We start from the raw sequence: 18543 nt of genomic DNA, 5'->3' as shown, positions 1-18543 counted from the left end.
TGCCGTCGGGCTGTGGCACTCTCTGCGCTATGCCGATTTATAGATGTGACACCTTATGAAGCTACGCCAGCTTACGCAGATTGACCAGGTCGACGCCAGCCAGTGGGACGCTCTGTTGCCTGGTAGCTATCCGTTTTTGCGCCATGCTTTTCTGGCCGCTCTGGAGCGCAGCGGTTCGGTTGGGGAAGGCACCGGCTGGCTGCCGGCGCATCTGATCGTTGAGAACAGCGACGGTAGCCTGCAGGCACTCTTGCCGCTCTACCAGAAGATGCATTCCTACGGTGAGTACGTGTTCGACTGGCAGTGGGCCGAGGCCTGGGAGCGAGCAGGGCAGAACTATTACCCCAAGCTACTGGCCGCGGTGCCCTTCTCGCCGGTGCAGGGGCCGCGTTTGCTGGGCCGCTGCACGGCCAGCCAGCAGCTGATAGTGCAGGCGCTGAATGACACCCTGGAGCGCGGCCTGGTATCGGGCGTCAATTTGCTGTTCAACGATGATGCGCAGAGCCCCTTGTTGCAGCAGGCCGGGTGGGAGCAACGGCTGGGCTGCCAATTTCACTGGTTCAACCGTGACTACCGCAGCTTTGATGACTTTCTGGCTGAGTGCAGTTCGCGCAAGCGCAAGAATTTTCGCAAGGAGCGTCAGTCGGTGGTGGTGCAAGGCATCACCTTTGAATGGCATCAGGGCATTGAAATAAGCGAGGCGCACTGGGAGCGTTTTTTCCCGTTCTACGCCGCGACCTATCTCAAGCGCGGCCAGCAACCCTATCTCAGTCGCGCTTTTTTCAGCCAGCTGTCAGCCGGGCTGAGCGACGCTGTGCGCCTGGTGTTTGCGCGGCAGGACGGACGGGACGTAGCCGGAGCGCTCTTTCTGGTCGGTGACGACACGCTCTACGGGCGTTATTGGGGCTGCCTGGAGGAATTTGATCGGCTGCATTTCGAGACCTGTTTCTACCAGGGCATGGATAGGTGTATTGCCGAGGGGCTGAAACGCTTTGATGCCGGCGCGCAGGGCGAGCATAAACTGGTGCGCGGCTTTGAGCCGGTACTGACGCAGTCTTGGCACAAACTGCAGCCAGGGCTGCACGAGGCGGTGGCGGAGTTTCTGCAGCGCGAGCGCGCCGGGGTGAGGGCTTACCAGCAGGAGTCTACAGGTTACCTGCCATTCCGGCAGGCAACCTGAGCGAGCGTGTTTATTCCGCGTCCAATACCTTGGCGCTGAGGATGGTGACCGGATTGACCGGCACATCGGAGTGGCCGCCCTTGCTGGTGGTGGCGACTTTACCGATGGTTTCAACTACGCCTTCACCGCTGACCACCTTGCCGAACACCGCGTAACCAAAGTCGCGGCCACCGTGGTTCAGAAAATCGTTATTGCCCAGGTTGATGAAGAACTGGCTGGTGGCGCTGTCGACCACACCGGTGCGCGCCATGGCGATGGTATAGCGGTTGTTGTCCAGTCCATTGTCGGCCTCGTTCTTGATCGGCTTGCCGACGTCACGCTGGCGCATATTTTCTTCAAAGCCGCCGGTCTGGATCATGAAGCCGGGTATGACGCGGTGAAAAATCACACCGTCGTAATGCCCGGATTCCACATAGCGCAGAAAGTTGGCCACGCTGATCGGGGCTTTTTCTTCGTTAAGCTCCAGTACGATATCGCCGAGCGAGGTCGAGAGTTGCACGCGGGGGCTGTCGGCCAGTGCGGTGCAGCTCAGCAGCATCAGGGTGGCAGCGCCAATAAGGTGTTTCAGCATCATTTACTCCGTTATTCAGAGTCCTGCTCAGGCAGGATCTACTTCGTGGGTCAGGGTCCGTTCGGCGTCCACTTCCTGCAGAAACGACAGCAGCAGCGCATTGAAGGCCTCGGGTTGGTCAACCGGTGTAGCGTGCCGTGAATCGTCGACGACTTCCAGTCTGGCATCGCCCAATCGACTGACATACTCGCGCTTTTGTTCCACTGGCGTGTAATCCTGGTCCGCACTGACGACAAGGACCGGGCAGGCGATGCGATCCAGCTGGGCGCTCACGCCCCAACCGACAATGGCGCGCAGCGAGGCCAGATAGCTGGCGCGGTGGTTCTCGTTCCAGCGCGCCTGAAAGGTATCGCGGTGATGCTGCTGCTCCGGCTTGGGGAACAGCAACTTGCCTAGCCCGCCAGCGATGGCGCGCATCGGCAACACATGGGCAAAAAACAGCCGCTTGCCGGCCATCCAGTATTCTTTTGGCTTGCGTGGAATGACCTCCGGCGCGCTGTTGACGATGGTCAGGCTGGCCGGGATCTGCGGCGAGTTGACCGCCAGTTGAAAGGCGATCATGCCGCCCATGGAGAGGCCGACAATGTGTGGCTTTTCCAATTTCAGTGCTTCGATGAATGCCAGGCAATCAGCAGCAAACAGGGCTATCGAGTAACCGGCGCCGCCTTTCTCGCTCTGTCCGTGGCCACGGCTATCGAGACACAACACCCGGTAGTGCGGGGTCAATGCGGGAATCTGGTATTCCCAGTCGCGCTCGCTCGACCCCAGCCCATGCAACAGCAATAGCGGGGGCCCGCTGCCTTGATCGGTGTAATGAAACTGGCAGCCATTGAGTCTGATCTGCGGCATGCGGTGCATCCCTGAAAGCCGAAAAGCCCATTCTAGGCACGGAGCTGCCGCGAAGAGAAGCCTGGCATCAGGCTGTCACTGAATGTTCAATCAGCAGGTCGGCGAGAATCCGTGTGGCGGGGCCCATGGGTCGCTCACGGTTGGCATACAGAAACAGATAATGCGAACGGCGTGCGCCTTGTTCCAGCGGCAGTATCTTGAGTCTGCCGGCAGCGATCTCTGAGCTGATTTCGTGTTCTGGCAGCCACGCAAAGCCCAGCCCGCGTGCGACCAGCTTGGCGGCAGTGCCGAGGCTGGCAACCGTCCAGCGCTGCTCGGCGCCCAGCCAACCGGAGTCGCGCGGTTGGCGGCGGCCGGAGTCACGGATCACGACCTGTAGCTGACTCTGCAGATCGTCGTGGGTGAGGGCACGCTGCAATTGGTGCAGAGGATGATCGGGGTGCGCTACCGCGACAAAATCTACCGCGTTGAGCTGTTGCGGCAGGAAGCCGGCAATGCTGATGCCAGAGATGGCCAGGTCTGCACTGCCGTTGATCAGGCACTCCTCAACGCCGGAAAGTACCTCTTCACGCAACTGCACCCGGCAACCCTGGCTTAGTGGCATGAAGGCTTTCAGAGCCACCGCCAGGCGCTCGGTAGGGTAGGCCGCATCAACCACCAACTGAACCTCTGCTTCCCAGCCTTGCTCCATCTGGTACGCGAGTAGCTCCAGTTGGCTGGCTTGTTCGACCACCTGGCGTGAGCGCCGCAGCAGCGTAATACCGGCCTCGGTCAGCACTGCCTTGCGGCCTTCTATGGTCAGCAATGGCACGCCGAGCTGCTCCTGCATGCGCGCGATGGTGTAACTGACCGAGGACTGCGAGCGGTGCAGAGCTTCAGCTGCCTGGGCATAGCCGCCGTGATCGACAACCGCCTGGAGTGTGCGCCATTGTTCCAGCGTGACCCGGGGTGCTTTCATCTATACTGCCTCCTGTGGCGCAGCACTTGGTACTGCCGCTTTACGTACTGATCGTCGATTAATAACAAGGAGCTTGAGCATGTCGCGCTTACCCCCGGTTTTACTGTTGAGCTGCCTGCTGCCCGCGGTGGCTCTGGCATCCTTTCCCATCGAGATCGAAATCAATGCAGAGGGCCTCAACATTTCCGCTACCTCGGACGATGTCAGCAACGTTGCCACTGTGACCGTGAGCAACAATGGCGACACCACCGCAGAATGCGAGGGCACCTTCGTCAGCGGCCCGGAACGGCCCTTCCCCCGACGCACCATTCTCGAGCCGGGTGAAAGCACGGTGCTGACCCAGCCGTTTGAACGCGCGATTACCCTGGTACGGGTGACGCTGAACTGTAAACCCAAGTAAATGTATCAACTTAATCGATCATAATCAGCGTATATTTGCGCTTTTATATCTTTTTGTTGGGTCTAATATGGCCTCCATCACAACGCATTCGATGGAGGTTTTTCATGCAGCAGATTCTCGTCATTCAAAGCAGCGCACGCCAGAACGGTTCTCTGTCGCGCGAATACACCGCTAACCTGGTTGCCAAGCTTCAGGCTCAATACCCTGCAGCCAAGGTCGTCACTCGCGACCTAGCTGCCCAGGCCCTGCCGCATCTGGATGAAACCTTGCTCAACGGCTGGATGAAGCCGGTAGACCAACAGACCGATGCCGAGCGCGCGGCGTCTGATCGCTCCAACGTACTGGTCGATGAGCTGCTTGCCAGTGACGTGGTGGTGATTGGCTCGCCGATGTACAACTTCGGCATTACCTCAACCTTGAAAGCCTGGTTTGACCACGTACTGCGCGCCGGCCGAACCTTCAAATACACCGAAACCGGCCCGGTTGGTCTGACGCCCGATCGCAAGGTGTTTGTGGTGACCTCGCGTGGCGGTCGCCACCAGGGTATGCCGCAGGATCACCAACAGCCGTACATCACCACTGCGCTTGGCTTTATCGGCATCAAGGATGTGACCTTCCTGCATGTTGAAGGCCAGTCGATGGGTGACGTGGAGGCTGGCAAGGGCCGAGCAGAAGTAGAAGCGGCCTTGGCTGCAGTGGCTGCCTGATATAGTCGTGAGGGCTAGCTTGCGCCACTCGGCGACATAAAAAGGCCGGCATACCCAAAAGGTATGCCGGCCTTTTTTGTGCGAGGCAATCAGGCGCGCGAGGTGGCGTTGCAATAACCGCGTTGAAAGTAGACAAGCCCTTCACCGCTGGTTTGCTGGCGCACGGCAACCACTTCGCAGATCAGAATGTCGTGGCTGCCTGCAGCAACGCGATTGGTAATGCGGCAGTCGAAGTTGATCAACGCATCATCCAGCAGCGGTGCGCCGGTGCATTCGGTGCTCCATTCAGCGGTGGCAAAACGCTCCTGCATCGAAGACTTGCCGCCAAACAGGTTGGACAGTGCCTGCTGATCAGCCGTCAGGGTGTTAACGCACAACTGGCCGTTGGCGCAAAAGGTGTCGTATACCGAGGCATTGCGGTTCAGGCATACCAGCAGGCTGGGCGGCTCATCCGAAACGCTGCACACCGCTGTGGCGGTGAATCCGGCACGACCGGCGGGGCCATCGGTAGTGACAACGTTGACAGCGGCGGCCAGCACCGACATGGCATTGCGAAAGGCATCACGGCTGACTTCCACGGGCATGGGCTCTGGGGTTTTCATGGCCAACATGGTGAACTCCTTCAGGTGAGTATGCAGGTTTTCGAGCAGGGCAGGCGTGGCAAGCGATCAAATACCTTGCTGCTGTCGCCATAACCCAGATTGATCAACAGATTGGACTTCCAGTGGCTGTCACTGAAAAACGCCGTGTCCAGTGCCTTGGGGTCGAAGCCGGACATGGGGCCGGTATCCAGACCCAGGCTGCGCGCGGCGAAAATAAAGTAGGCCGCTTGCATTGAGCTATTGCGGAACGCGGTCTCATGGATCATCTCGGGGCTGCCGGTAAACCAGCTGCGCGCATCGGCATGCGGGAACAGAAACGGCAGTGAGTCGTAGAAGCGGCTGTCGTAGGCAACGATGACCGTGACCGGCGCGGCCATGGTCTTTTCCAGGTTGCCGGAAGACAGGCAGGGCTTGAGCAGCTCCTTGCCCTGTTTGGTGCGAATGAACACGAAGCGCGCGGGGCTGCAGTTGGCCGAGGTGGGCCCCATTTTGGTCAGATCGTAGAGTTCTTCGAGCAGGCTGTCGGGCACGGCCTTGTCGAGCCAGCCGTTGTGGCTGCGGGCGTCGGTGAAGAGTTGCGCCAGGGCGCTTTGGTCGAGTGATTGATGCATGTGGCCCTCGCTCAGGCGGCGGTATGGGTGTGTGTTACGCGGGCGATAAAATCGCTCAACGCGGTGTTGATGGTCTCGGCACAGGTCACACTGGAGGCATGGCCGCCATACTCGAACAACTGCAGCTCAGCGTTCGGTAATGCCTGTTGCAGGGTTTGCGAGCAGGTCCAGGGCACCAGCATGTCGTCGCGGTTGGCAATCAGCAGGGTGGGTTGGCGAACCTGCTGCAGGGCGGCGCCGGGCGCAAAGCTCAGCAGCGCGTTGATGCGGCGCAGCAGATTGTCGGTCGGCGGAAAGCCGGCCACGTGCTTGCGGTCATCAATGTCCAGTTGTTCGATGTGCTCGGCTATCCAGTCTGGCGGATACAGAAACAGCGCTTGCGCCTCAACATAAGCCGCGGGCCCTGCACCGGCGAGCAGTTGCTTACGCACTGAAAAGCAGCGCGCGGTATGCGGGCTGGCGGCGGCCCAGGCGTTCATCAAGGTCAGGCTGCGCAGCCCCGGCGCGTTTTGCAGTGCCAGCTCCAGACCCACCAGACCACCAAGGGCGTGACCCACCAGGTGATAGTCAGCGATGCGGTTGGCCGCCAGTAGCTCTCGTAGCTCCTTGGCCATGGCGGCAATGCTGTAGCCCGCCGGCAGGGCGGCCGGGCTGCGGCCGGTGCCGAGCTGATCGTACAGCACGATGCGAAAGTCATCGGCCAGCGCGGCCAGCTGCGGCGTCCAGAAGTGCGCGGCGCCGCCGAGCCCCGAGCTGAACACCAGCGTCGGGGCCGCGGCGTCCTGCCGACCATGGATCTCGATGTGCAGGCTGTGATTCATGGCTTAGCCAACATGCGCGATGCTGGCGATCTCGATCAGCGCGTCCGGTTTTACCAGACCGCACTGGATGCAATAGCGCGCGGGCTTTTCACCGGGGAAGTACTCGGCATACACGGTATTGACTGCCGCGTAATCGCTCCAGTCGCGCACCATGATCATGTTGAAGGTCACGTCATCCATGGTACCGCCGGCCTCTTCGACCACACCCTTGATGGTTTCCAGCACATGACGGGTCTGGGCAGCGGCATCACCCACATGGACCACGTTGTTGTCCTTGTCGAAGGGCAGGGTGCCGGAGACATAGAGAATGCCGTCGGCCATGGAGCCCGGGACGTAAGGCGCCAGCGGTTTGCCGGTGCCGGCGGGAAGTACAGTCTGCTTGCTCATGCGGTTGCTCCTTGGGTTTTGGTTGCGGCGGCGAGGGTGCTGCAGAAGTCATCTACAGTACTGACCCAGCCAAAAAAGGTTTCGATGTTGTATAGCGAGGCTTTTTGTACGTAATCCGGCCCGGCCTGGTGGGTGGCATCGGCCAGCACCACACCGAAGTATTCGAGGAAGAAGCCATCGCGCAGGGTGGACTCCACGCACACATTGGTGGCGATGCCGGTGAACACCAGGTTGCGAATGCCGCGGCTGCGCAGCAGGCTGTCGAAAGCGGTGTTGAAGAAGCCGCTGTAGCGAGGCTTGGGCACCACCAAATCACCCGGCTGCGGCTTGAGTTGGTCAACCAGATCGTAATCCCAGGTGCCCTTGGCCAGCAGCGTACCCATCAGCTCGGGGTTCTTGCGCATGGTTTTCAGCGCGTTGGATTTGTGCCAGTTGGGCGAACCCGGCCCGCCGGCTTCGGCGTATTCCGGGTCCCAGCCGTTCTGGAAGAACACCACTTGTACGCCGGCTTCCCTTGCAGCTTTGATTGCCTTGGCGATGGATTCGATGACCGGCCCGGTGCTGGAAATATCAAAGCCGGCCAGATCCAGATAACCGCCCTTGGTCGAGTAGGCGTTCTGCATGTCGACCACGATCAGCGCGGTGTCATTGGCGTTGATCGCCAGTGATTCCGGGCGTGCCGGCAGGACCATGTTGCTGTCGTGGCTATGGTTGGGCGCATAACCCACAACCGCTGTGCTCAGGCTGTTCATTACGCGCTCTCCAGCATGTCGATAACGTGTTTGCGGCTCTTCATCAGCGGCTGAATCTTCTGGCCGAAGTTCTCGATGCCTTCGACAAAGTCGTCAAAGGTCAGCATTACGCCACTGGTGGCGGGCACTTCAGCAATTTCATCGAGCATTTTGGCAACGTTCTCGAAGGAGCCGACTAGGGTGCCCATGTTGATGTTCACCGCTGAAGTAGGGTCGGCCATCTGACGAATGTTGGTATCGCCCTTGGACTTGGTGTCGGCGGCGCCCTGCGCGCCCAGCCAGGCCACGGCTTCTTCATCGACGCCGTCCTTGTAGGATTCCCAGCGGGCGCGGGCGGCTTCGTCGGTCTCATCGGCAATAACCATGAAGAGTGCAACCGAGGTCACATCGCGGCCGGAATCGGCGGTGGCCTTTTCCAGACGTTCTACCGTGGGAGCGAAGGCTTTCGGGGTGTTTACGCCCTTGCCGAAGCAGAAGTTGTAATCGGCGAACTTGGCGGTAAAGGCCATGCCGGCTTCGCTTTGGCCTGCGCAGATGATCTTCATGTCGGCCTGGGGTTTTGGGCTCACGCGGCAGTCGTCCATCTGGAAGTGCTCGCCCTTGAAGTCGCTGGTGCCGGTGCTCCACAGATCGCGCAGCACAGTGGCATATTCGCTGAGGTAGTCATAACGGTTGGCAAAGAACTCATCGCCGGGCCACAGGCCCATTTGCGAGTACTCCGGCTTCTGCCAGCCGGTTACCAGGTTGACGCCAAAGCGGCCGTGGGAGATGGAATCGATGGTGGAGGCCATACGTGCAACGATCGCTGGCGGAATGGTCAGCGTGGCGGCGGTGGCAAACAACTGGATGCGCTCGGTGACGGCAGCGAGGCCGGCCATCAGGGTGAAGGATTCCAGGTTGTGCTCCCAGAACTCGGTCTCACCACCAAAGCCGCGCAGCTTGATCATCGACAGCGCGAACTCGAAGCCGTAATGCTCGGCGCGCTGAACGATGGTTTTGTTCAGGTCAAAGGTCGGCATGTATTGCGGCGCGTTTTTTGAGATCAGCCAGCCGTTATTGCCTATGGGGATGAAGATGCCTACGTTCATTGCTGTGCCCTCAGGTTCTGCTATCAATTCGGTAGCGACACGGCGTGCCGCTTGGTGACGAGAGAACAGCATCAAGCGTGCCAGAATTGCGTTTTATATATTTATCAAGTAGTTGCATTTAACTTGCTGCTTATTACAGACCATTTAGTCCAAGTTAGAGCACTTGGTTTGTGCGCGGCCGGTCCGAATTGGGGCAAGCGCATGATTAAAATCCGGGGCTTGAGTTGCATAGGGCGCAAGGGGGTAGAATGCGCACACCAAGGAATGAGGCTGATAACCCGTGAGCAAACAGATACAGCGCCCAGGCACGCCGGCGAAGAAGCCCAAGGCGCGGAGCAGGGTGCCGAGCGAGGCGACGCTGAATCGTCGCAAGCGGCTGATGGAAACCAAGCGCAGCGCCATTATGGAAGCCGCGCTGGATATCTTTTCGCGCTACGGTCTGCACGGCACCAGTCTCGATCAGGTGGCCAGCCAGGCCGATGTATCGAAAACCAATCTGCTTTATTACTTCGCCTCCAAGGAAGAGTTGTACATCAATGTGCTGCGGCAATTGATGGAGGTCTGGCTGCGACCATTGCAGGCGTTTAGCGTAGAGCAGGACCCGGTCGAGGCCATTGGTGACTACCTTCAAGTTAAATTGGAGCTGTCGCGTGATCATCCCGCGGAATCGCGGTTGTTCTGCCTGGAGGTAATTCAGGGCGCCCCCTTGTTGCTGGAAGAGCTGCGCACCTCGCTGCGCGAGATCGTCGAGTCCAAGGTGGCGGTAATCAATGCCTGGATTGAAAGTGGCAAGCTGGCCCCGGTCGAGCCACACCACCTGATCTTTTCGCTTTGGGCCACTACGCAACATTATGCTGACTTCCGCGTTCAGGTTGAGGCCGTCTCCGGTCGCACCCTGGACGATCCTGCTTTCTTTGCTGAAACCCTGGCAAATCTCAAGATGTTGGTGTTGCAGGGTATCTGCCCGCGCAACTGACTGCGGGCGACGGCTCCGTCGCCCCGTTTTCGGGCTACCCGCACAAACCGGGTGCTCTGAATCAGACCATTTGATCAAACATAAGCCAGGCTTTTTATTCAAGTTGCTGTAATTGCTGAAAAAAGCTTTCTTGGCATAGTTGCTGCAATTGTTTTCCTCGTTTGAAACGGTGGGCGGTTTTAACTGCCTGCAGATTCTTCAGATCCGGCGACGCAGCGATGTGTACTCCGGAACTCAGTCGGAGGATGCAATCGTATGACGCTTCAATATGTACCCATCATCGATCTTGGTCCCTATTTCAGCGGTAGCCCTGAGGGCAAGACCGCAGTGGCCAAGGCCGTCAATCAGGCATGCCGGGACATCGGTTTTCTGGTCATTACCCAGCATCAGATTCCTGTCGAGCTGATAGAACGCGTCAGCCAGCTGACGACCGAGTTCTTTGATCTGCCCATGGAGGAAAAACGCAAGGCAAACAGGCCGCGTCCGGACATGGTGCGCGGTTACAGTGCAGTGGCAGAGGAAAGCCTTTCTTACTCCATGGAAGAAGCTGCGCCCGGCGACCTGAAAGAATCCTTCTCCATCGGCCCGTTGAATGTGCCGGATGAGCCCTATTATTCCGAAGCCATGGCCGGTCCGCATTTTGCGCCGAACGTATGGCCAACCGCACTGCCGGGCTTCGATGCGGCCTACGCTGAGTACTTTGACGCCATGGGAGATCTGGCGCGCAGCTTGATGCGTATTTTCGCCCTGGCGCTGGAACTGCCGGAAAACTTCTTCGACGACAAGATCGACAAGCACATCAGCATGTTCCGCAGCCTGCGTTATCCGCACCTAAAGGAAGGTATCGAGGAAGGCCAGCTGCGCGCCGGCGCGCACACTGATTACGGTAGCCTGACCATCGTCAAACCGGACGGCGCCCTGGGTGGTCTGCAGGTCTGCAACCGCGAAGGCGAGTGGGTCGATGTGCCCTATGTAGAAGACGGTTTTGTGGTCAACATTGGCGATTTGATGATGCAGTGGACAAACGACCAGTGGATCTCGACGCTGCACCGCGTGGTCAACCCGCCGGAAGATGTAGAAGGTGATCAGCAGCGCCAGTCGCTGGTGTTCTTCCATCAGCCGAACTACGACGTCATGGTCGAATGTTTGCCCAGCTGCCTGCCGGCAGGGGAGCATCCACGCTACGCACCGGTCAGTTCAGGTGACCACCTGCAGTCCAAGTTTGTGCGCCAGACCACCTTCGGCGGCAGCAAGGTGGCCTGATATGAGCAAACTTTCCTACGTAAACGTGTTTGCCCGCGACATCGAAGCCCTAAGCGGCTTCTATCAGCGCGTATTCGGCTTCCCGGAAGTAGAAGCCATCCGCTCGCCCATCTTTGTCGGTCTGGACGCCGGCAGCTGCTGCATCGGCTTCAATGCACCGGATGCCTACGATCTGCTGCACCTGGCCGATTACGCCGAGACCAGCGGCTGCAAGTTTCTGTTGAATATCGATGTTGATAGCCCCGACGACGTCGACCGCATGGTGCCGATTTCCTGCGAGCATGGCGCCACCCTGATCAAGCCTCCCTATACCACCTATTACAACTGGTATCAGGCGGTTCTGTTGGACCCGGAAGGCAACGTGTTCCGGATCAATCACATGCTGTAACGCGCTTAAACCTCAAGACCCACCGCAAGAAGGACTTTGGCAATGAAGAAACTGCTTACGGGCACGGTATGTGCTCTGGCCGCGTGCGGCCTGATGAACTCTGCTTCGGCAGCGGACGAAGGCTTTACCCTGAAGGGCCCGGCGAAGATCGCCATGCTCTACATCAGCCCGCGCAACGACGGCGGCTGGACCCAGGCCTTTGATGAGGCGCGTATGCGTCTGGAAGACGACATCGATCAGAAGATCCAGTACGTGGAGAGCGTGCCGGAAACGGCCTCGGCCATCAAACCCACGGTTGAGCGTCTGATTCAGCGTGGCTCCAACATCATTATTGGTACAGCGTTTGGCTACTCCGATACGTTCAAGGAGCTGGCCGACAAGTACCCGGATGTTGCCTTCCTGAATGGCTCCGGCACCACCAATTCCGACAACCTGGAATCCTTCTACGGTCGCACCTATGAAAGCCAGTACCTGTGTGGCATGGCGGCGGGCGCCGCATCGCCCACCGGCAAGCTGGGCTTTGTCGCAGCCAACCCCTTTGGCCAGGTGAACTGGACGGTCAACGCCTTCGCAATGGGCGCGCAGCAGATCAACCCGGATGCCACCGTTACCGTGATCTACACCGGCGCCTGGAACGATCCGGTTAAAGAGCGCGCTGCAGCGACCGCCTTGATCGACCAGGGCGCTGATGTTATCGGCCAGCACGTAGACAGCCCAACCCCGCAGATCGTTGCCCAGGAGCGGGGCGTGCATGGTACCGGTCACCACCGCGACATGAGCGAGTTCGCGCCAGAAGCCACCGTATGCTCTTCCGTCTGGGTTTGGGATCGCTTCCTGGCACCTGAACTGAAGAAAATCATGGCAGGTAACTGGAAGCCGGCTGAAAACGGTGCGCTGCTGTCGATGGAGCAGGGCGGTACTGACGTGGCTTGCTGCGGCAAGGCGGTGAGCGAAGAAGACAAGGCCAAGATCATGGCGGCGCGTGAAGAGCTGCTCAACGGCGAGAAGCTGATCTACGCCGGCCCGATCTCCGACCGTGACGGCAACGTCAAGGCTGCTGAAGGCGAGAGCCTGGACGACGGTCAGCTGTGGTCAATGGACTGGTTCGTGAAGGGAGTGATTACCCAGCAATGAGTCATACCAACGCGATCCAACTGGACGCCGTCAGCAAGTCATTTGACGGCTTCAAGGCTCTCTCAGAGGCGTCTTTTACCGCTTGCTGGGGTGAGGTGCACGCCTTGCTGGGTGAGAACGGCGCAGGCAAGTCGTCATTGATGAACATTGCCGCGGGGCTGTACGCACCGGAGACCGGGTCGCTGTTGATTGACGATAATCCGGTGCGCCTCAAGGGGCCACTGGATGCTGCCAACCAGGGTATCGGCATGGTGCATCAGCACTTCAAGCTGGTTAAGCCATTCAGCGTTGCGGAAAACATACTCCTGGGCCTGCGCACTGATCAGGCCCTCGGTTACCGCAAACGTTTGCAGCAGACCGCCGAGGACATCAAAGCCATGGCGGCCAAGCTGGGCTTCAGTATTGATCCTTTTGCCCGGGTTGATCAGTTGTCGGTTGCCGAGCAGCAGCGCGTTGAGATTCTCAAGGTGCTGCTGGCCGGTGCCCGCATCCTGATTCTAGATGAACCCACCGCAGTACTCACCGATGCGGAAGCAGAAAACCTGCTGACCACGGTCAAGCATTTTGCTCAGCAGGAGGGCGCTGCCGTCATCCTGGTGACGCACAAGATGAACGATGTGATGCGCTACGCCGACCAGGTCACGGTCATGCGCAGCGGCCGCACGGTTGCCAGTCTCAAGCCGCAATCGGTTTCGGTGGGCGAGTTGGTCAAGCTGACGGTGGGCGATGCTCCAACGCCCCCGCAGATTCCGGCCAGCCGTGCCGCTGGAGAGGTGCGCCTCAAGGTCAGCGAGCTGCATTCGAGCGATCCCAGCAACCCGGTATTGCGCGGCGTGAATCTAAGCCTGCGCGCGGGTGAGATATATGGCATCGCCGGCGTTGGTGGCAACGGCCAGAGTGAATTGGCCAATGCGCTGATGGGGCTGCCGGAACCCGTCAGCGGCCGTATGACGCTGATAGGCGAGGGTGAGTTGAGTAGCCTGAGTGCGGCACGCCGCCGCGAACTGGGCATCGCCTGTATCCCGGCGGACCGCTACAGCGCCGCGCTGGCTGCGCCGCTGTCGATCAGCGACAACTTTGCCATGGGCGAAATCCACAGCGGACGCTACGGGCCTTTCTGGTATTTACGCCGCGGTCGAATCGACGCCGATACCGCGGCGGCGGTCAGCGAGTTCGACGTGCAGGGCGTGCGCTCATTGCAGCAAAAGGCTGCGCTTTTATCGGGCGGTAACGCACAAAAGCTGGTGATCGCCCGCGAGTTCAACCGCCAACCGCAACTGGTGATCGTCCACAGCCCCAGCCGCGGCCTGGATGTGCGCGCCACCCTGGCGGTGCACGAGCGGCTACGCAGTGCACGCGATGCCGATGCGGCGGTACTGCTGATCAGCGAGGATCTGGACGAAGTTATGGCGCTGGCAGACCGCATTGGCGTGATGTCGGCAGGACGAATTATCGGTGAGTTTGCGCAACCGGCAGACCGCCAGGCGATAGGGCAGGCCATGGTGAACCATGTTTGATGCAACGAATTTTCAACCCTTGCTGGCGCGGCGCTACACGCTGGAAGTACGGCAGCAGATGGCCTGGTATTGGCAGGCGCTGGTCATCGCCCTGGCGCTGGTGGTGGGGCTGCTGATTTCCGCTGGGATTCTGGTCGCCGCCGGCGTGCCAGCGGGTGAGCTGCTCAACGAGTTTGTGATTCTCACGCTGTTCGATAACCAAAGCCTTCGCGCGGTACTGTTTCAGGCCGCGCCGTTGATCATGGTTGGTCTGGCTGGTTGCCTGGCGTTCCGCGCGCGGTTCTGGAACCTGGGGCTGGAAGGCCAGATGATCTGGGGCGCCGTTGGCGCGACCGCCATCTCCCTGTTCGAGATAGGGCCACCGGCGCTACGGTTGCCGCTGATGATGGCCTGCGCGCTGGTGTGCGGTCTGCTGTGGGCGCTGGCCCCGGCGCTGCTGAAATTGCACCTCAAGGTCAATGAGATCATCTCGACGCTGATGCTCAACTACATTGCGCTCAATTTTCTGCTGCACCTGGTGTACGGCAGCTGGAAAGACCCGCGTGACTCCTTTCCCTATTCGCCGCAGTACCGGGTGTTCGAGCGTTTGCCGGAACTGTTCGACGGTCTCAGCCTGGCGGTGGTGATTGCCATGCTGGTCGCGCTCTTTGTGCTCTGGTTCACCGGGGTATCGCGTGCGGGTCTGTACTTGCGCTTCGTCGACAACAGTCCTGGGGTGGCGCGGGCAGTCGGCGTGCCGGTCACTCGGGTGATTCTGGGTACCGTGCTGCTCTCCGGTGCTCTCGCCGGGCTGGCCGGTTTCATGGTTACCGCCGGGCAGGAAGGGCGCTTGACCCATTCGTTTTACGCCGGCTACGGCTTCTCCGGCATTCTGATCGCCTTTCTGGCGCGTAACCAACCCATCGCCGCCACCGTGGTGGCCCTGCTGGTGGCCACACTCTTTGTCGCGGGGCGCAGTTTGCAGGTGTTCTACCAGATTCCTTTCTCGATGGTGCAGCTGATCCAGGCGATTCTGGTGATCTGCGTGGCGTCCTCGGAATTCTTTATTCGCCACCGTATTCGTCGTATTCAGGGAGGGCAGGGCTGATGAATATGATCGCAAGCTGGATCGGCAATATCCCCGACTTTGCCGTGCCCTTCGCGCTGGCAGCGCTGGGTTTGATCGTCATTGAGCGCAGTGGCGTGCTGGCGCTGGGTGCCGAGGGTTTGATGCTGGTGGGCGCGCTGACGGGCATTGGCGCCTCGCTGATGACCGGTGGCGCGACTGTCTGGGCGCTGATTATCGCCATGATCGCTGCCGCCGTGGTGTCGCAGCTATTCGCGCTCATGGTGCTGGTAATGCGCATTAACCAGGTGATTGCCGGTCTGGCGTTGGTGTTCTTCTGTCAGGGCTTAACGGGGCTGCTGGGTACGCTGATGAACTGGACCAACAAGCCGGTGAGCGGGCTGCAGTCGGTTTCGCTGTGGCCGCTGTCGGAACTGCCGGTGGTGGGCAAGCTGTTTGTGCAGAATCCGGTGGTCTACCTCACGCCAATCATCTTTGTGCTGGTGGTGCTGGTGCTCAATCGTAGCGTGACCGGGTTGCGTCTGCGCGCTGTGGGTGAAAACCCGCAGGCAGCCGATGCCGCGGGCATACCGGTGTTGGCGTATCGCTGCGCGGCAATTGCCGCTGGGTCGGCGCTGATCGGTCTGGCTGGCGCTTACATCTCGGTGCTGAGCACCAAGATGTGGATTGCCGACATGGTCGGTGGGCGCGGCTGGATTGCCGTGGCCCTGGTGATTTTTGCGCGCTGGGCGCCTTGGAAAGCGCTCGCCGGTGCTTTGCTATTCGGTTGCATCGAGGCGCTGATCCCGCAGATGGCGGCATCCGGCATTCGTCTACCGCAATACTTTGTGTTCATGACGCCCTACGCGGTAACCCTGGGGGTGATGATCTGGGTAGCCATCGTCAGCCGTGATAACAGCAGTCAGCCGGGCGCCTTGGGTGAGCCCTTTATTCGAGAGGAGCGCCGCTGAATCGGCGTATCCACTCTGCATACTGCACAACGACTTGAAACAGGATATTTGCATGCAAGGTGTAGCTTTGATCACCGGAGCAACCTCCGGCTTTGGCGCGGCCAGCGCGCGCCGCTTGGCGGCGGACGGTTGGGCACTGATTATCTGCGGCCGTCGCCAGGAGCGGCTGGATGCGCTGGCAGCGGAGCTGTCGCCCAGCACGCCGGTATTGGCGTTGCAGTTGGATGTGCGTGATGCCGCCGCGGTGAAGCGCGCGATCGACGATTTGCCACTGGAGTTCGGCGACATTCAGTTGCTGGTCAACAATGCCGGCCTGGCGTTGGCGCCGGGGCCGGCGCAGGCGGTCGACCTGGGTGATTGGCACACCATGATCGATACCAATATCACCGGATTGGTCAACGTCACCCACGCGCTGCTGCCCCGGCTGATTGCCTGGGGCGCGGGTGCCAGCGTGATCAATATCGGCTCGACCGCCTCCGGCAACCCCTATCCCGGCAGCCATGTTTACGGAGCCAGCAAGGCCTTTGTGCAGCAGTTTTCGTTCAATCTGCGCTGTGACCTGCAGGGCACCGGCGTGCGCGTGACTGACCTGTCGCCCGGCATTGCGGAAACCGAGTTCAGCCTGGTTCGCAACGCGGGTAACGAGACCGCAGCGGACGCTGTCTACCGCGATACCGTCCCGCTGACGGCAGAGGACGTGGCCGAGCAAGTTGCCTATATCGCCGCCTTGCCTGCGCATATGAACATCAATCGATTGGAGGTGGTGCCGGTACGCCAGGCTTGGGGGCCCTATGCGATCCACCGTGAGGCGCTGAGCGCGGAGAAGAAGCCCGAGCCAGCCTGAAAACAGGCAATAAAAAACCCCGGATCAACCGGGGTTTTTCAATTTGGCTCCGCGACCAGGACTCGAACCTGGGACCCAATGATTAACAGTCATTTGCTCTACCAACTGAGCTATCGCGGATCGGACGCTGCGCACTTTATCAAAATAATGATTAAAGTCAACGCCTTGAAACCAGTTAAAGCAGTTCTACCTGATTGCTCAGTCCTTCATCACAGCGGCCATGGCACTGGCGACAGCGTCAATATTGCTGGTGTTCAATGCGGCTACGCAGATGCGCCCACTGCTCACGGCGTAGATTCCAAACTCATCGGCCAGGCGCGCTACCTGCTCCTTGGTCAAACCGGAGTAGGAGAACATGCCACGCTGACGCTGAATGAAATCGACGTCGGTCTGCACGCCAGCGGCCTGCAGCTTCTCGACCAGCGCTATGCGCATGTCGCGGATACGGTCGCGCATTTCGGCCAGCTCTTCTTCCCACAGCTGATACAGCTCTGGCGAGTTGAGTACCGACGCGACTACCTTGGCACCGTGCGTCGGCGGGTTGGAATAGTTAGTGCGAATCACGCGTTTGAGCTGCGACAACACCGGCGCTGTTTCGCCTTGATCGGCGGTGACCATGGTCAGGGCGCCAACGCGCTCGCCGTACAGCGAGAACGACTTGGAGAACGAGCTGGCAACCAGGAAGGGCAGGCCAGACTCGGCGAACAGGCGCACGGCAAAGGCGTCATCTTCCAGATTTTCGCCAAAGCCCTGATAGGCTATGTCGAGGAAGGGTACATGCTTGCGACGGGTAACCACGTCGATCACCTTTGCCCAGTCGGCCAACGCCAGATCAACACCGGTCGGGTTATGGCAGCAGGCGTGCAGAACCACGACTGTGCCTTCCGGCAGGGCTTCTAGGCCGGCCAACATGCCGTCCAGATTCAAGCCATTGGTGGCCGGATCGTAGTAGGGGTAGTCGACGACCTCATAACCGGCCGCTTCAAACAGCGAGCGGTGGTTTTCCCAACTGGGGTTGCTGATCGCAACCAAACGTTTCTCGGCCTGACGGTAGAGAAAGTCGGCGCCCAGTTTGAGCGCACCGGTACCGCCCAGTGATTGTGCGGTAATCAAGCGGCCGGACTGCAGCAGCGCAGAATCGGTACCGAACAGTAGCTTCTGCACTGCCAGATCGTAGGGCGCCAGGCCGTCAATCGGCAGATAGGCGCGGGCAGCGTGTTCGGCAACGCGTGCTTCTTCAGCCTTCTGCACGGCGCGCAGCAGCGGCACCTTGCCTTCCTCGTTGCAGTAAACCCCAACGCCGAGATTGACCTTGTTGGCACGGGTGTCGGCGCCAAAGGCTTCATTCAAACCAAGGATGGGGTCACGCGGGGCCAGTTCAACCGGGGAAAACACACTCATGATATGGGCAAACTCGATACAGGTGAATGGAAGGTGTCGGGCTATGCCGTAGCGGCCGTTCATTATAGAGAAGTGACT

21 protein-coding genes and 1 tRNA gene are annotated in these 18543 nt (G+C 59.8%); 11 read left to right on the top strand and 11 right to left on the bottom strand.

All coding sequences use genetic code 11. The features are described 5' to 3' along the window. Positions 1-55: 55 nt before the first annotated feature. The gene (locus BLU26_RS03295) at positions 56-1180 is read left to right on the top strand and encodes a GNAT family N-acetyltransferase (protein WP_092283817.1); all 1125 of its coding nucleotides are present in this window, start codon (positions 56-58) and stop codon (positions 1178-1180) included. Positions 1181-1190: 10 nt separating this feature from the next. On the opposite strand, the gene BLU26_RS03290 is transcribed toward BLU26_RS03295, so the two are convergent. The 3 genes from BLU26_RS03290 to BLU26_RS03280 form a co-directional block, all read right to left on the bottom strand. Next, positions 1191-1751, bottom strand: coding sequence for a peptidylprolyl isomerase (locus tag BLU26_RS03290; RefSeq protein ID WP_092283815.1), 561 nt, complete (start codon positions 1749-1751; stop codon positions 1191-1193). Between the two features lie 27 nt (positions 1752-1778). After that, complete coding sequence (locus tag BLU26_RS03285; protein ID WP_092283813.1) at positions 1779-2600, bottom strand: alpha/beta fold hydrolase; 822 nt, start codon at positions 2598-2600, stop codon at positions 1779-1781. A gap of 67 nt (positions 2601-2667) precedes the next feature. Beyond that, the gene (locus BLU26_RS03280) at positions 2668-3558 is read right to left on the bottom strand and encodes a LysR family transcriptional regulator (protein WP_092283811.1); all 891 of its coding nucleotides are present in this window, start codon (positions 3556-3558) and stop codon (positions 2668-2670) included. Between the two features lie 79 nt (positions 3559-3637). On the opposite strand from BLU26_RS03280, the gene BLU26_RS03275 reads away from it, so the two are divergent. Both BLU26_RS03275 and BLU26_RS03270 read left to right on the top strand, forming a co-directional pair. Next, positions 3638-3958 (top strand): hypothetical protein, encoded by a 321-nt coding sequence (locus BLU26_RS03275; RefSeq protein ID WP_092283809.1) that lies wholly within the window; start codon positions 3638-3640, stop codon positions 3956-3958. Between the two features lie 104 nt (positions 3959-4062). Then, complete coding sequence (locus BLU26_RS03270; RefSeq protein ID WP_092283807.1) at positions 4063-4665, top strand: FMN-dependent NADH-azoreductase; 603 nt, start codon at positions 4063-4065, stop codon at positions 4663-4665. A gap of 89 nt (positions 4666-4754) precedes the next feature. On the opposite strand, the gene rutF is transcribed toward BLU26_RS03270, so the two are convergent. Genes rutF through rutA form a run of 6 tightly spaced genes read right to left on the bottom strand, consistent with a single transcriptional unit; the run spans position 4755 to position 8926 of the window. Beyond that, on the bottom strand, positions 4755-5276 hold the full coding sequence (rutF, locus tag BLU26_RS03265; protein WP_092283805.1) for an NADH-dependent FMN reductase RutF: 522 nt from the start codon (positions 5274-5276) through the stop codon (positions 4755-4757). Positions 5277-5287: 11 nt separating this feature from the next. Then, complete coding sequence (locus BLU26_RS03260) at positions 5288-5878, bottom strand: malonic semialdehyde reductase (protein ID WP_092283803.1); 591 nt, start codon at positions 5876-5878, stop codon at positions 5288-5290. Positions 5879-5889: 11 nt separating this feature from the next. Further along, on the bottom strand, positions 5890-6687 hold the full coding sequence (rutD, locus tag BLU26_RS03255; protein ID WP_092288345.1) for a pyrimidine utilization protein D: 798 nt from the start codon (positions 6685-6687) through the stop codon (positions 5890-5892). Between the two features lie 15 nt (positions 6688-6702). Beyond that, on the bottom strand, positions 6703-7086 hold the full coding sequence (rutC, locus tag BLU26_RS03250; protein ID WP_092283801.1) for a pyrimidine utilization protein C: 384 nt from the start codon (positions 7084-7086) through the stop codon (positions 6703-6705). Beyond that, complete coding sequence (gene rutB, locus BLU26_RS03245; RefSeq protein ID WP_157719407.1) at positions 7083-7778, bottom strand: pyrimidine utilization protein B; 696 nt, start codon at positions 7776-7778, stop codon at positions 7083-7085. Before rutB ends, rutC begins: the two co-directional genes overlap by 4 nt. A gap of 59 nt (positions 7779-7837) precedes the next feature. Further along, positions 7838-8926: a pyrimidine utilization protein A gene (rutA, locus tag BLU26_RS03240; protein WP_092283797.1), complete on the bottom strand. Its 1089-nt coding sequence runs from the start codon at positions 8924-8926 to the stop codon at positions 7838-7840. A gap of 376 nt (positions 8927-9302) precedes the next feature. Between rutA and rutR the strand changes: the two genes are divergently transcribed. From rutR to BLU26_RS03200, 8 genes are all read left to right on the top strand, one after another. Beyond that, complete coding sequence (rutR, locus tag BLU26_RS03235) at positions 9303-9902, top strand: HTH-type transcriptional regulator RutR (RefSeq protein ID WP_407920344.1); 600 nt, start codon at positions 9303-9305, stop codon at positions 9900-9902. A gap of 255 nt (positions 9903-10157) precedes the next feature. After that, complete coding sequence (locus tag BLU26_RS03230) at positions 10158-11165, top strand: isopenicillin N synthase family dioxygenase (protein WP_092283793.1); 1008 nt, start codon at positions 10158-10160, stop codon at positions 11163-11165. 1 nt (position 11166) lies between these two features. Next, the gene (locus BLU26_RS03225; protein WP_092283791.1) at positions 11167-11553 is read left to right on the top strand and encodes a VOC family protein; all 387 of its coding nucleotides are present in this window, start codon (positions 11167-11169) and stop codon (positions 11551-11553) included. A gap of 42 nt (positions 11554-11595) precedes the next feature. Next, positions 11596-12687: a BMP family ABC transporter substrate-binding protein gene (locus BLU26_RS03220; protein WP_092283789.1), complete on the top strand. Its 1092-nt coding sequence runs from the start codon at positions 11596-11598 to the stop codon at positions 12685-12687. Next, positions 12684-14204, top strand: a complete 1521-nt coding sequence (locus BLU26_RS03215; protein ID WP_092283788.1) for an ABC transporter ATP-binding protein — start codon at positions 12684-12686, stop codon at positions 14202-14204. The genes BLU26_RS03220 and BLU26_RS03215 overlap by 4 nt, the downstream gene beginning before the upstream one ends. Further along, positions 14197-15291 (top strand): ABC transporter permease, encoded by a 1095-nt coding sequence (locus tag BLU26_RS03210; protein ID WP_092283787.1) that lies wholly within the window; start codon positions 14197-14199, stop codon positions 15289-15291. The genes BLU26_RS03215 and BLU26_RS03210 overlap by 8 nt, the downstream gene beginning before the upstream one ends. Further along, positions 15291-16220, top strand: coding sequence for an ABC transporter permease (locus BLU26_RS03205; protein ID WP_092283785.1), 930 nt, complete (start codon positions 15291-15293; stop codon positions 16218-16220). The genes BLU26_RS03210 and BLU26_RS03205 overlap by 1 nt, the downstream gene beginning before the upstream one ends. A gap of 52 nt (positions 16221-16272) precedes the next feature. Further along, positions 16273-17064 (top strand): SDR family NAD(P)-dependent oxidoreductase, encoded by a 792-nt coding sequence (locus tag BLU26_RS03200; RefSeq protein ID WP_092283783.1) that lies wholly within the window; start codon positions 16273-16275, stop codon positions 17062-17064. A 44-nt stretch (positions 17065-17108) separates the two neighbouring features. Here BLU26_RS03200 and BLU26_RS03195 read toward each other — a convergent pair. Both BLU26_RS03195 and BLU26_RS03190 read right to left on the bottom strand, forming a co-directional pair. Beyond that, a tRNA-Asn gene (locus BLU26_RS03195) sits at positions 17109-17184 on the bottom strand. Between the two features lie 78 nt (positions 17185-17262). Then, positions 17263-18465 carry an amino acid aminotransferase gene (locus BLU26_RS03190; protein ID WP_092288344.1) on the bottom strand — a complete coding sequence of 401 codons (1203 nt, stop codon included), beginning with the start codon at positions 18463-18465 and terminating at the stop codon, positions 17263-17265. Positions 18466-18543 lie beyond the last annotated feature (78 nt).

The organism is Halopseudomonas sabulinigri, from assembly GCF_900105255.1.
Classification (GTDB): Bacteria; Pseudomonadota; Gammaproteobacteria; order Pseudomonadales; family Pseudomonadaceae; genus Halopseudomonas; species Halopseudomonas sabulinigri.
The sequence above is the reverse complement of the archived record's forward strand: the minus strand, read 5'-3'. Positions and strand labels throughout refer to the sequence as shown.